The 12,664-nt window shown below is 61.2% G+C and carries 11 protein-coding genes; 3 read left to right on the top strand and 8 right to left on the bottom strand.

The features are described from left to right. Positions 1 to 5: 5 nt before the first annotated feature. The 4 genes from HDC30_RS17745 to miaB all read right to left on the bottom strand — a co-directional run bounded on the left by HDC30_RS17745 (position 6) and on the right by miaB (position 3,949). Positions 6 to 845 carry an HlyC/CorC family transporter gene (locus tag HDC30_RS17745; protein ID WP_027612886.1) on the bottom strand — a complete coding sequence of 280 codons (840 nt, stop codon included), beginning with the start codon at positions 843 to 845 and terminating at the stop codon, positions 6 to 8. 5 nt (positions 846 to 850) lie between these two features. Further along, on the bottom strand, positions 851 to 1,345 hold the full coding sequence (gene ybeY, locus HDC30_RS17740) for an rRNA maturation RNase YbeY (RefSeq protein ID WP_096795275.1): 495 nt from the start codon (positions 1,343 to 1,345) through the stop codon (positions 851 to 853). Then, positions 1,338 to 2,336: a PhoH family protein gene (locus tag HDC30_RS17735; RefSeq protein ID WP_097089326.1), complete on the bottom strand. Its 999-nt coding sequence runs from the start codon at positions 2,334 to 2,336 to the stop codon at positions 1,338 to 1,340. The genes ybeY and HDC30_RS17735 overlap by 8 nt, the downstream gene beginning before the upstream one ends. Before the next feature lie 284 nt (positions 2,337 to 2,620). After that, positions 2,621 to 3,949, bottom strand: coding sequence for a tRNA (N6-isopentenyl adenosine(37)-C2)-methylthiotransferase MiaB (gene miaB / locus HDC30_RS17730; protein WP_064589373.1), 1,329 nt, complete (start codon positions 3,947 to 3,949; stop codon positions 2,621 to 2,623). Between the two features lie 132 nt (positions 3,950 to 4,081). On the opposite strand from miaB, the gene HDC30_RS17725 reads away from it, so the two are divergent. Then, positions 4,082 to 4,411 (top strand): DUF1820 family protein, encoded by a 330-nt coding sequence (locus HDC30_RS17725; RefSeq protein WP_003185742.1) that lies wholly within the window; start codon positions 4,082 to 4,084, stop codon positions 4,409 to 4,411. Between the two features lie 124 nt (positions 4,412 to 4,535). Here the strand turns inward: HDC30_RS17725 and HDC30_RS17720 are convergent, their stop codons facing one another. The 4 genes from HDC30_RS17720 to HDC30_RS17705 form a co-directional block, all read right to left on the bottom strand. Beyond that, the gene (locus HDC30_RS17720) at positions 4,536 to 5,090 is read right to left on the bottom strand and encodes a tetratricopeptide repeat protein (RefSeq protein WP_003228518.1); all 555 of its coding nucleotides are present in this window, start codon (positions 5,088 to 5,090) and stop codon (positions 4,536 to 4,538) included. Between the two features lie 225 nt (positions 5,091 to 5,315). Then, positions 5,316 to 6,599 carry a glutamate-1-semialdehyde 2,1-aminomutase gene (hemL, locus tag HDC30_RS17715; protein WP_183784201.1) on the bottom strand — a complete coding sequence of 428 codons (1,284 nt, stop codon included), beginning with the start codon at positions 6,597 to 6,599 and terminating at the stop codon, positions 5,316 to 5,318. A 15-nt stretch (positions 6,600 to 6,614) separates the two neighbouring features. Next, complete coding sequence (gene thiE, locus HDC30_RS17710; protein WP_007960555.1) at positions 6,615 to 7,238, bottom strand: thiamine phosphate synthase; 624 nt, start codon at positions 7,236 to 7,238, stop codon at positions 6,615 to 6,617. Positions 7,239 to 7,256: 18 nt separating this feature from the next. Continuing rightward, the gene (locus HDC30_RS17705; protein WP_007960553.1) at positions 7,257 to 8,054 is read right to left on the bottom strand and encodes a hydroxymethylpyrimidine/phosphomethylpyrimidine kinase; all 798 of its coding nucleotides are present in this window, start codon (positions 8,052 to 8,054) and stop codon (positions 7,257 to 7,259) included. A gap of 441 nt (positions 8,055 to 8,495) precedes the next feature. Between HDC30_RS17705 and HDC30_RS17700 the strand changes: the two genes are divergently transcribed. After that, the gene (locus tag HDC30_RS17700) at positions 8,496 to 10,850 is read left to right on the top strand and encodes a hybrid sensor histidine kinase/response regulator (RefSeq protein WP_183784199.1); all 2,355 of its coding nucleotides are present in this window, start codon (positions 8,496 to 8,498) and stop codon (positions 10,848 to 10,850) included. A gap of 97 nt (positions 10,851 to 10,947) precedes the next feature. Next, positions 10,948 to 12,597 (top strand): acyl-CoA dehydrogenase family protein, encoded by a 1,650-nt coding sequence (locus HDC30_RS17695; RefSeq protein ID WP_183784197.1) that lies wholly within the window; start codon positions 10,948 to 10,950, stop codon positions 12,595 to 12,597. Positions 12,598 to 12,664: the final 67 nt, after the last annotated feature.

The following is a 12,664-nucleotide window of genomic DNA, read 5'->3' as shown; positions in this document are numbered from 1 at the left end:
ATTTCTTACCGGGCGATAGGGGTCAGTCGCAGCAAATGAATCCGACGGCTGTCGGCGTTCAGGATGCGGAAACGATAGGCGCCGATTTCAGTGATTTCGTTGCGTTTTGGCAAGTGCCCGAACGCGCTCATCACCAGGCCGCCGACGGTGTCGAATTCGTCGTCGGAGAATTCGCTGTCGAAGAACTCGTTGAAGTTCTCGATCGGCGTCAGGGCCTTGATCAGGAAGTCGCCGCTGGGCAGCGGTTTGATGTAGCTGTCTTCTTCGACGTCGTGCTCGTCTTCGATGTCGCCGACGATCTGCTCCAGCACGTCTTCAATCGTCACCAGGCCGGCGACGCCGCCGTATTCGTCGATGACGATGGCCATGTGGTTGTGGTTGGCGCGGAATTCACGCAGCAACACGTTCAGACGCTTGGACTCGGGCACGAAGGTGGCCGGGCGCAGCAGGTCCTTGATGTTGAAGCTGTCACCGTTCTCCTTGAGGATCAGCGGCAGCAGATCCTTGGCCAGCAGCACGCCCATCACGTCGTCGTGGCTTTCGCCGATGACCGGATAGCGCGAGTGGGCCGAGTCGACCACGGCCGGGAGGAATTCACGGGGTGTCTGGTTCGCCTTGATGCTGATCATCTGCGAGCGCGGCACCATGATGTCGCGTACTTGCAGGTCAGCCACTTGAATGGCGCCTTCGACGATGGCCAGCGCTTCGCTGTCCAGCAGTTTGTTCTGATGTGCATCACGCAGCAGCTCAAGCAGCTCCTGACGGTTCTTCGGCTCGTGGGCAAAAGCCTGGGTCAGTTTACCCAGCCATGACTTCTGCCCGTTGCTCGATCGATCTTCGCTCATAGCGATTACTCTGAATCCTTTGTTGTAACGATAGGGGATGTTTCGGCTTCGTCGTCCGCGTACGGATCGGGATAGCCCAGTTCGGCAAGCAACTCGCGTTCCAGTGCTTCCATTTCTTCGGCTTCGTCGTCATCTATATGGTCGTAACCGAGCAGATGCAAGCAGCCGTGAATGACTAGATGTGCCCAATGGGCCTGGAGTTCCTTGCCTTGTTCGGCAGCTTCGCGCTCGACCACGGCCACGCAGATCACCAGATCGCCGAGCAGCGGGATGTCGAGAAACTCGTCCGGGACTTCGGCCGGGAACGACAGGACGTTGGTCGCGTAATCCTTATGGCGCCAGGTGTGATTCAGCTCACGACCTTCTTCCTCGTCAACCAGACGAATGGTCATTTCCGAGTCGGCGCTGCGCTGGCGCAGGGCCAGTTCGCACCATTTGCGGAAGTCGGCTTCACTCGGGGCGTTCGCTTCGGTAGCGATTTGCAGATCCAGCTCAAGCATCGCGCGAGGTTTCCCTGGCGGCTTCGGCACGGGTCTCGAAGCGCTCGTAGGCCTCGACGATCCGCTGCACCAATGGATGGCGCACGACGTCTTTAGGCTGGAAGTGGGTGAAACTGATGCCCGGGACATCCTTGAGTACTTCGATCACATGATGCAGCCCGGACTTGGTGCCGCGCGGCAGGTCGACCTGGGTGATGTCGCCGGTGATGACCGCGGTGGAGCCAAAGCCGATCCGGGTCAGAAACATCTTCATCTGCTCGACGGTGGTGTTCTGGCTTTCGTCGAGAATGATGAAGCTGTTATTCAGCGTACGACCGCGCATGTAGGCCAGCGGCGCGACTTCGATCACCTGGCGCTCGATCAGCTTGGCCACGTATTCGAAGCCGAGCATTTCGTAGAGGGCGTCGTACAGCGGGCGCAGGTACGGGTCGATCTTCTGGGCGAGATCACCCGGCAGGAAACCGAGTTTTTCACCGGCTTCAACCGCCGGACGTACCAGCAGGATGCGGCGGATCTGCTCGCGCTCCAGGGCATCAACGGCGCAAGCCACGGCCAGATAGGTCTTGCCGGTACCGGCCGGACCGATGCCGAAGTTGATGTCGTTGCCGAGGATTTCCTTCACATAGCGCAGCTGATTCAGGCCGCGTGGGCGAATCATGCCTTTCTTGGTGCGCAGGGCGACGGAGGCTTCGGCGGGGGCGTGGTTGTCCAGTTCGACCACGGCCGATTCCTGGAGGAACAGGTGCACCATGTCTGGCGACAGCTCGGTACCCTTGGTTTCGCGGTACAGGCGGCGCAGCAGGTTTTCCGCAGACGTGGTGTGCTTGGGGTCGCCGATCAGCTCGAACTGGTTTCCGCGATTGCGGATCTCGATGGCCAGGCGCTGTTCGATCAAGCGCAGATGCTCGTCGAATTGCCCGCACAGATTGGCGAAGCGGCGAGCCTCAAAGGGCTCGAGGATAAAACGATGTGGTTCTATGGGTGCGTTCAAGGTCGTATTTAGCCGCCCTGGGGCAATTAAGATGAAATCAAGGATAACGCCAGTGGCGTGGGTGCGAAAGCTCTTAAATATCGATGCGAGTTTGGAGCGCCTTTCTATGGCGGGTGGAGTTATCTGTGGCGAGGGGATTCATCCCCGATGGGCCGCGGAGCGGCCCCAAAACCAGAGCTCTCGTTATGGCAGATTCACCGCAACTTCAGCTTTGGGTCGGCTGCGCCAACCATCGGGGATAAATCCCCTCACCACAACAGCCCTGCCACAGAAGACGCGCGGTGTTACTGGATCAACGAGCCGCGCAGCGAGTGCGGTTGCGCCGCGTCGATGTGCACGTCGGCGAACTGGCCGATCAGGGTCGGATTATCGCAGCGGAAGTTGACGATACGATTATTCTCGGTACGCCCTTGCAGCTCGCCCGGGTCTTTCTTCGAGTAGTCGGTGACCAGAATGCGCTGGATCGAACCGACCATTTGTCGGCTGATCTCGAACCCTTGCTGATTCAAACGATGCTGCAAGGCGTTCAGGCGTTCTTTCTTCAGCTCTTCCGGGGTGTCGTCGGCCAGATCGGCCGCCGGGGTGCCCGGGCGCTGGCTATAGACGAACGAGTAGGAGAAGTCGAAACCGACATCGGCAATCAGCTTCATGGTCTGTTCGAAGTCTTTCTCGGTCTCGCCAGGGAAGCCGACGATGAAGTCCGAACTGATGCAGATGCCCGGTACCGCAGCGCGCAGTTTACGCAGCTTGGATTTGTACTCCAGCGCGGTGTGGTTGCGCTTCATCGCCGCGAGGATCCGGTCAGAACCCGACTGCACCGGCAAGTGCAGGTGTTTGACCAGCTCCGGCACTTCGGCGTGGGCCTGGATCAGGCTGTCGGAGAACTCCAGCGGGTGCGAAGTGGTGTAGCGGATGCGGTCGATGCCGTCGACAGCGGCGACCACGCGGATCAGCTCTGCCAGATCGGCCAGGCGACCGTCATGAGTCGTACCGCGATAACCGTTGACGTTCTGCCCCAGCAAGGTCACTTCACGCACGCCGTTCTCGGCGAGGTGGATGATCTCGGCAATTACGTCATCGAACGGCCGGCTGACTTCTTCGCCACGGGTGTAAGGCACCACGCAGAACGTGCAGTACTTGCTGCAACCTTCCATCACCGACACGTAGGCGCTCGGGCCGTCGATGCGCGGCTCGGGCAAATGGTCGAATTTTTCGATTTCCGGGAACGAGACGTCGACTTGCGGCAACTTGCTGCTGCGTGCGGCGTCGATCATTTCCGGCAGGCGGTGCAGGGTCTGCGGGCCGAAGACCACGTCGACATACGGGGCGCGATCACGGATCGCCGCACCTTCCTGGCTGGCCACGCAACCACCGACGGCGATCACCATGTCCGGGTTGGCCAGTTTCAGTTCGCGCCAGCGGCCGAGCTGCGAGTACACCCGATCCTGGGCACGTTCGCGGATCGAGCAGGTGTTGAGCAGAATCACGTCGGCGTCTTCGGCACGGGCGGTGACTTCCAGGGCCTGATGTTCGCCCAGCAGATCGACCATGCGCGAGCTGTCGTACTCGTTCATCTGGCAACCGTGGGTTTCGATGTAAAGCTTCTTGGCCATGGATTTTGGTCGTCACGTGATTCAAAGAACCGCGCATTATAGGGAACAAGCCCTCAGGTTCCTACCGCTGTGCGTCCGGTGGCTATGCTATAGTTTGCGCCCTCATTTTTATCCCCGATGTTATCCCCCGCCATGACCAAACGCGAAGCTCCAATCTATAAGGTGATTTTCCTCAACCAGGGCCAGGTGTTCGAAATGTACGCCAAGCAGATCTATCAAAGTGATCTGTGGGGTTTTCTGGAAGTGGAAGAGTTCGTCTTTGGCGAGCGCACGCAAGTGGTGGTCGATCCGAGCGAAGAGAAGCTCAAGGCGCAGTTCGAAGGTGTGGTGCGCAGCTTTGTGCCGATGCATTCGATCGTGCGCATCGACGAGGTGGAACGTCTGGGCACCCCGAAAATCAGCGAAGCCCGTGGCGCGGTCGGCAATGTGATGCCGTTTCCGATGCCGATGCCTGAGAAGTAGGGCTCAGAACCGCGTCGCCCCCTTCGCGAGCAGGCTCGCTCCCACAAAAGATCTTCGCAGCGCTGGAGATCAAATGTGGGAGCGAGCCTGCTCGCGAATGGGGATAGTCAGAGCAAAGCAGAAATCAGGGAAGTGGCGAAAACGGCGTACGCCCGTCGGCGCTCTGCAGTTCCATCAGGTATTTACGGAAAATTTGCCCGAGCACCTGGGTCGCGGTTTCGAGGTCTTCGCGGGACATTTTTTCGGAGACTTCGTCGGCGGTGTCCAGCGCATCTTCGGCGCCGTTGACCGCGGCCATCTTCAGCACGATGTACGCCTGAATGTTGTTGGCCTGCACGCCTTCGCCGTGGAAGAACATGGTGCCAAGCTTGAACTGCGCCTGAGCGTGGCCTTGCAGCGAGGCCTTTTCGAAATAGCTCAGGGCTTGATTGAGATCGCGTGGCGCATTCTTGCCGTCGTAGTAGAACTCACCCAACTCGTATTGCGCTTGCGCATCCCCTTCGTCGGCCGCTTTCTGGCAGGCGGCCAGTGCCTGCGTGACGTCTTGCGGCTGAGTGTTGAGGGTGCAACGACCCATCGCCGGGATCAACAACGAGTTGCCGCCTGCTTGTGCATGCGCGAGCAGGGGCTGAAGGAGCAACAGGCAGCCCAAGGCAAGGGTGCGGCCGGTGCGGTTCATGGGAATCGACTTACCTCTGAAGGGCACGCGGACCCATCGAGGGATCCAATAAGCGCGCATTATGAAATAAGCAGGGCCAACCTTACAAAGTCTTTACTCGTTTTTCTGCTGCGCGGGAAATATATCGGCCACTTTCTTGCGGATTTTTAGCAGAGGCGTGGGAAAAACAGCGTGGGTGTAGGTGAAAGCTGACGCTGGCCATGGCCAACGTCAGCGGTACGGCGATTACTTCAGTGCAGCGAAGGCACGTTCGGCAGCGTCCAGAGTGATTTTCAGCTCGGTTTCGCCGTGGGCGATCGAGGTGAAACCGGCTTCGAATGCACTCGGTGCCAGGTACACGCCACCTTCCAGCATCAGATGGAAGAAGCGACCGAACAGTGCTGCGTCGCTGGCCATCACGTCTTCAAAGGTGACGATGTCGTCGGCGCCGCTGAAATACAGGCCGAACATGCCACCCGCTTGCGTGGTCACGAACGGAATGCCCGCGGCATCGGCGCGTTGTTGCAGTCCGTCGAGCAGGCGCGTGGTGTAGTCGGTCAGTTCGGCGTGGAACCCAGGACGGCTGATCAGGCGCAGGGTGGTCAGACCGGCGGCCATCGCCAGCGGGTTACCCGACAGGGTGCCGGCCTGGTACACCGGGCCCAGCGGCGCGATGCGTTCCATGATTTCACGTTTGCCGCCGAAGCAGCCGACCGGCATGCCGCCGCCGATGATCTTGCCGAAGGTGGTCAGATCCGGGGTCACGTCGTAGTGCGCCTGGGCGCCGCCGAGGGCAACGCGGAAACCGGTCATCACTTCGTCGAAAATCAGCACCACGCCATGCTTGTCGCACAGCGCACGCAGGCCTTCGAGGAAACCCGGTGCCGGCGGCACGCAGTTCATGTTGCCAGCGACTGGCTCGACGATGATGCAGGCGACGTCCTGACCGACTTCGGCGAGCATCTTTTCCACGGCGTCGATGTCGTTGAACGGCAGGGTCAGGGTGTGTTTGGCGAACGCGGCCGGCACACCGGCGGAGCTTGGCACGCCCTGGGTCAGCGCGCCGGAACCGGCCTTGACCAGCAGGCTGTCGGAGTGACCGTGGTAGCAACCTTCGAACTTAATGATGCTGTCACGACCGGTGTAACCACGGGCCAGACGAATCGCGCTCATGGTCGCTTCGGTGCCGGAGCTGACCATGCGCACCATGTCCATCGACGGTACCAGCGAGCAGACCAGGTCGGCCATCTCGGTTTCCATCGCGGTCGGCGCGCCGTAGGACAGGCCGTGTTGCAGTTGATTGCGCACTGCGTCGAGCACGTCCGGGTGGCTGTGGCCGAGGATCATCGGCCCCCACGAACCGACGTAATCCACATAGCGCTTGTCGTCTTCGTCAGTGACGTAGGCGCCTTCGGCATGCTTGAAGAACAGCGGTGTGCCGCCCACGCTCTTGAACGCGCGAACCGGCGAGTTCACGCCACCGGGAATGTGTTTCTGGGCATTGGCAAACAGGGTTTCGGAACGAGACATGTTCGGGCTCTCAAATCAGATTTTCAGAAGTTCGTTGAAGGCGCGGGCGCGGCGGGTCACTTCGGCGGTGCTCTCGGCACCGAACAAACCGTGGACCACCGCCAGCAGGTCGACCCCGTGGGCCACCAGTGGCGCGGCGTTGTCGAGGGTGATGCCGCCAATCGCGCAGACCGGCAGATGCAGCTTGCGTTTGGCCTCGTCGAGCAGATCGAGGCTGCAGCTTGGCGCGCCGGGTTTGGTGTTGGAATTGAAGAAGCGACCGAAGGCGACATAGCTCGCGCCTTCCTTGGCGGCCTGTTCAGCCAATTCAAGCTGCGCGTGGCAGGTCGACCCGATGATGGCCTTGGAGCCGAGCAGGGCGCGGGTCGGCGACAGCGGGCCATCGGTCTGCCCCAGGTGCACGCCGACGTTGAGGCGCGCGGCCAGCTCGGCGTCATCGTTGATGATCAACTGCGTCTTGTAGCGTTCGCACAGATCGCGCAGCGCTTCGGCCTCGCGCAGACGGCGGGCCTCGTCGCTGCTTTTGTCGCGGTATTGCAGCAGGGTGACACCGCCTTCCAGCGCCGCCTCCACGTACGACAGAAACTTGCCCGCCAGCAATTGGCTGTCGGTGATGGCGTACAGGCCACGGAGTTTCATCAGGCAGACCTCACGACGTTACGAGCAAAAATCCAGCGGCAGGCGACGCGGCACGAACTGGCCTTTGCCCAGTTGTTCGGCATCGCGCAGGGTGCGCCAGGTGTAATCCAGTGCCGTACGCACGGCGCTGGCGAGGTTTTCACCCTGGGCCAGCCGACCGGCGAGGGCGCTGGCCAATGTGCAGCCGGAACCGTGATAACTGCCCGGCAAACGCTGGCAATAGAAGGTTTCACGCAGGCCGTCACGGCTGTACAGGCGATTGTGGATTTCAGTTTCGTCGCCATGGCCGCCAGTGATCAGCAGGTTTTTGACGAACGGCAGGAGTTTTTCCGCGCACTCGTCCGCAGTGCCTTCGGGCAGTTCGGCGAGAATCCGTGCTTCGGGAAGGTTGGGGGTGGCAATGATCGACAGCGGCAGCAGACGCTCGCGCATCGCATAACCCACTTCGTCCTTGCCCAGGCGTCCGCCGCCGCCGGCACGCAGCACCGGGTCGCAGACCACCGGCAGGTGCGGGTGCGCGGAAAGCAGTTCGACCACGGTGTCGACCATTTCCAGCGAACCGAGCATGCCCAGTTTGACCGCAGCGACTTCGGAGTCGTTGAGCACGGCATTGGCCTGGGCCAGTACCCACTCACGGTCGAGGACGCGGAAGTCAGTGACGTTGACAGTGTCTTGCACGGTCAGGGCGGTGACGGCCGGAGCCGCATGGCAACCCTGCGCGAGCAGGGCTTCGATATCTGCCTGCAAGCCGGCGCCACCACTGGGGTCGTGGCCGGAGAGACAGAGGACAACGGGGCGGGAGCTGTAGATATTCATGGTGCGCGAGCTTACCACCAAACCTGATTTTGGGGTTCAGTCCTGACGGTGTTTGCGAGCAGATTGTCGGACAACACTGCAGCTACCATTGTGGCGAGGGAGCTTGCTCCCGCTGGGTTGCGAAGCAGCCCCCTGCATTTATTCAGGCACAGCGCATTTACAGGTTTTACGACTGCTGCGCAGCCGAGCGGGAGCAAGCTCCCTCGCCACAAAAGCGGATCGCAATGATTGAGTTGACCAACTCAACAGCTCTAGCTCGCTGCTTTGCTCTGAAACGCCCGTTCTAGAGCCTTTGTAGGAAAAATTTCGATGGTGCTCAATGGCCATCAACGGCTATGCTAGGCTGGATCCAAACCAATAACAGGTAATACCGGTTTTACGTCTACTCAAAGGGAATGGGGGGCTTCCTGACACAACCGGACGAGCCACGCTGGGGCTTCAATGCGCTATTTGCTGATGTTGCTGTTCTGCTTGCCCCTCCTCGCAAGCGCCGTCGAGTTCGACGAAAATACCCAGAGCCTCCCGCTGGGCCGCTCCTTGCAAGTGTTCGAAGACCCGAGCGGTCAGGCGAACATCGCCGACGTCCGTGCTCAAGCGGCGGCGGGCAATTTCAAACCCCACGACAAAGCCACGCTCAATGCCGGTTACTCGCGTTCGGCGTTCTGGCTGAAGATCGACCTGCATTACCGTCCGAACAATCCGGCCGCCCAACGCACCTGGCTGCTGGAACTGGCGTATCCGCCGCTCGATCATCTCGACCTTTATATGGCCGATGCCAATGGCGACTACCGCCTGATCCGGCAGACCGGCGACGCCTTGCCGTTCACCAGTCGCGAGATCCGGCAGAACAATTACCTGTTCGACCTGACCTTCGCCCCTGACCAGCAAAAAACCGTGTACCTGCGCCTGGCCAGTGAGGGATCGATTCAGGCGCCGGTGACGTTATGGTCGAGCACCGCGTACCTCGAAGACCAGCCGGTGCGCCTGTATGTGCTGGGGATTATCTATGGCGTGCTGCTGGGGATGCTGGTCTACAACCTGTTCATCTACCTGAGCGTGCGCGACACCAGCTACCTCTATTACATCTTCTACATCGCCTCGTTCGGCCTTTATCAACTGTCGGTGAACGGCGCGGCGGTCGAGTATTTCTGGCCGGACAATCCGTGGTGGGCCAACGCCGCCACACCGTTTTTCATCGGTTGCGCCGGGTTGTTCGGCAGCCAGTTCGCCCGCAGTTTCCTGCAGACCAGAACCCACAGCCGCTGGCTCGACTATCTGCTGATCGCCCTGATCGCGTTCGGCGCGCTGGTGGTCGGGCTGTCGCTGATGACCAGTTACGCATTGTCGCTGCGCCTGGCGACCCTGTTGGCGCTGGTGTTCACCGTGGTGATCTTCGCCGCCGGGATTCTCGCCTGGTGGCGCGGCTTGCGGGTGGCGCGTTATTTCATCATTGCCTGGTCGGCATTCCTGCTCGGCGGCATCGTCAATACGCTGATGGTGCTGGGCCTGCTGCCGAACGTGTTCCTGACCATGTACGCCAGCCAGATCGGTTCGGCCATCGAAGTCGCGCTGCTGTCGCTGGCGCTGGCCGACCGCATCAACGCGATGCGCGAGCAACAGGCGCAAACCCTGTTCGACGCCGGGCAGAAGCTCGAAGTGCTCAACCAGCAACTGGCCCACAGCAACAAGCTCAAGGATGAATTCCTCGCGACCCTGACCCACGAGTTGCGCACGCCGATGAACGGGGTGATCGGATCGCTGGAGCTGATGCAGACCGTCGAGCTGGAGCCTGAACTGGAGCAATACCAGCAAACCGCCGCTGGCTCTGCCCGGGACATGATGCGCATGGTCAACGGCATCCTCACCCTCACCGAATTGCAGGCCGGCAAGCTCAAGGCGACGCCGGGCAGCTTCAGTCTGCGCGCGGTGGTCGAGGCCTTGCGCGTGCAGTTCGACGGCAACGCGGCGAGCAAGTCGCTGGACTTCAAGGTCGAGGTGCTGCCGACCCTGCCGGATCGCTTGCACGGCGACAGCGCAAAACTGGCGCAATGCCTGGAGTGCCTGCTGGACAACGCGATCAAGTTCACCCGAGTCGGTGGTCTGGCGCTGCGGGTGACCGGCAAGCCGACAGCGGACAACCGCTTGGCGTTGTCGTTTGCGGTGATCGACACCGGCATCGGTTTCACCGATCTGGGCGAGGCGACGATGTATCAGCGCTTCTTCCAGCTTGATGGCTCGATGACCCGCGAATACGGCGGGCTGGGCGTGGGGCTGGCGATCTGTCGGCAACTGGTGGAACTGCTCGGCGGCAAGCTGACTCACCGCTCCCAGCCTGGCAGCGGCAGCCGTTTTCAACTGGATGTCGAGTTCGAGCTGCCGCCGCTCGAAGCGGCGCCAACCCCGCAAGCGCTGCATGAGCGCAGCCGTGCACCGCAGGACTGCACGGTGTTGCTGGTGGATGACAACAGCGTCAACCAACTGGTGATGCGCGGCATGCTGCTCAAGCTCGGTTTCCGCGTGCGCACGGCGGACAACGGCGCGGCGGCACTTGATTGCCTGCAACGGGAAACCTTCGACGCGGTGCTGATCGATTGCCAGTTGCCCAATCATGAAGGCGCGTCGTTGTGCTGCCAGATTCATGCGTTGCCTGGCTGCGCCAATCTGCCGGTGTTCATGCTGGCGCTGGGCACGGATCGCGAACACTGCGCGCCGGGTACGCGCATCGATTACCTGAACAAACCGGTGAAATTCGAAGACCTGCAGACGGCGCTGGAGCGTCGGGTGCTCAGCGCGTAACAGGGTGAAAGCGCCGACAGTTCGGCGCATATGACACTTTGATCAACCACGGGCCGGTGCTTAACTGAATCCCTTGGCTGACCAAAGGAGCCCCGTCATGAACCTGCATCAGTTCGCCGAAACCCACGAAGTCACCAACCAGCCACCGTCGCTGGACGGTGCCAACCTGTACCGCATCGACCTGCCATTGCAGGAGTGGTCGCGCCGCTTTGGCGCCGGGTGGGCCGAGTCGAGGATCGATGCCTACGGCGCGCTGGCCGGCGGGCCGTTGATGGCGGCAGGGTTCCTTGCCAATCAGAACAAACCGGTGTTTGTCAGCCATGACCGCTACGGTCATCGCATCGATCTGGTGGAATTCCATCCCGCTTATCACGAGCTGATGCGCACCGCGATCGAACATGGCCTGACCTCATCACCCTGGACTCATCCGCAGGACGGCGCACATGTCGCCCGCGCCTCGATGAGCTATCTGCACAGCCAGGCCGAGGCAGGCAGCGGTTGCCCGTTGACCATGACCTTCGCCAGCGTCCCGGCCATGCGCTTGCAGCCGGATCTGGCCGAACAGTGGTTGCCGAAAATCCTCGCCACCGAATACGACCCGCGCAACGTCGGCATGGCGCACAAGGCCGGCGTGACCATCGGCATGGCGATGACCGAGAAACAGGGCGGCACCGACGTGCGCGCCAACACTACCAAGGCCTATCCAGTGGGGGCCAGTGGCCCGGGCCAGGCCTATGAACTGGTCGGGCACAAGTGGTTCTGCTCGGCGCCAATGTGCGATGCGTTCCTGACGCTGGCGCAGACCGACAAGGGCCTGACCTGCTTCCTGCTGCCGCGCCACCGCCCGGACGACACGCGCAATCAGTTCTACATCCAGCGCCTGAAAAACAAACTCGGCAATCAGTCCAACGCCTCCAGTGAAGTGGAATTTCGCGGCGCGCTGGCATGGATGGTTGGCGAAGAAGGGCGCGGCGTGCCGACCATCATCGAGATGGTGGCGATGACCCGTTTCGATTGCATGGTCGGTTCCAGCTCGCTGATGCGTCAGGCGCTGACCCAGGCCAGCCACCACTGCGCGCATCGCAAGGTCGGCGGCAAACTGCTCAGCGAGCAACCGTTGATGCAGAACGTGCTGGCCGATCTGGCGCTGGAAAGCGAGGCCGCGCTGGCGCTGAGCCTGCGCATGGGCAAGGCGCTGGATCATCTGGATGATCGCCATGAAGCGCAATTCGCCCGGCTGGTGACGGCGGTGGGCAAATACTGGATCTGCAAACGTGCCCCCGGAATGATCAACGAAGCCGCCGAGTGCATGGGCGGTGCCGGGTATGTCGAGGAGAGCATCCTGCCACGGCTGTATCGCGAAGCGCCGGTCAACTCGACGTGGGAAGGCTCGGGCAATGTGCAGTGCCTCGACGTGTTGCGCGCACTGTCGAAAGAACCGGGTGTGCTCGACGTGTTGTTCAGCGAATTGGGCGATGGGCACGGCGACAAGCGCCTGGCCGCGCATATCCAGCAGTTGCAGGCGCAGTTCAAGGACACCAGCGACATTCAGTATCGGGCGCGGCAACTCACCGAAGACATCGCGCTCGGTTTGCAGGCCAAGCTATTGCTGGAGGCCGGCAACTCGGCGGTCAGCGACGCGTTCATTGCCAGCCGCCTGAACGGTGGCGGCCGGGTCTACGGTGCATTGCCGCGTGGGCTGGACGTCGAAGCCATCGTCGCTCGCTCAACCCCCCAGGGTTTCTGACCCAACACAAATCCCCTTGTGGGAGCGGACTTGCTCGCGAATGTGGTGTGTGAGTCAATGGATAGGT

This window comes from Pseudomonas sp. JAI115, assembly GCF_014200835.1.
In the GTDB taxonomy this organism is placed as follows: Bacteria; Pseudomonadota; Gammaproteobacteria; order Pseudomonadales; family Pseudomonadaceae; genus Aquipseudomonas; species Aquipseudomonas putida_A.
The sequence above is the reverse complement of the archived record's forward strand: the minus strand, read 5'-3'. Positions and strand labels throughout refer to the sequence as shown.

Coding starts and splice junctions, on each gene's coding strand:
- HDC30_RS17745 (WP_027612886.1), bottom strand. CDS start 845: ATGAGCGAAGATCGATCGAGCAACGGGCAGAAGTCATGGCTGGGTAAA.
- ybeY (WP_096795275.1), bottom strand. CDS start 1,345: ATGCTTGAGCTGGATCTGCAAATCGCTACCGAAGCGAACGCCCCGAGT.
- miaB (WP_064589373.1), bottom strand. CDS start 3,949: ATGGCCAAGAAGCTTTACATCGAAACCCACGGTTGCCAGATGAACGAG.
- HDC30_RS17725 (WP_003185742.1), top strand. CDS start 4,082: ATGACCAAACGCGAAGCTCCAATCTATAAGGTGATTTTCCTCAACCAG.
- HDC30_RS17720 (WP_003228518.1), bottom strand. CDS start 5,090: ATGAACCGCACCGGCCGCACCCTTGCCTTGGGCTGCCTGTTGCTCCTT.
- hemL (WP_183784201.1), bottom strand. CDS start 6,599: ATGTCTCGTTCCGAAACCCTGTTTGCCAATGCCCAGAAACACATTCCC.
- thiE (WP_007960555.1), bottom strand. CDS start 7,238: ATGAAACTCCGTGGCCTGTACGCCATCACCGACAGCCAATTGCTGGCG.
- HDC30_RS17705 (WP_007960553.1), bottom strand. CDS start 8,054: ATGAATATCTACAGCTCCCGCCCCGTTGTCCTCTGTCTCTCCGGCCAC.
- HDC30_RS17700 (WP_183784199.1), top strand. CDS start 8,496: ATGCGCTATTTGCTGATGTTGCTGTTCTGCTTGCCCCTCCTCGCAAGC.
- HDC30_RS17695 (WP_183784197.1), top strand. CDS start 10,948: ATGAACCTGCATCAGTTCGCCGAAACCCACGAAGTCACCAACCAGCCA.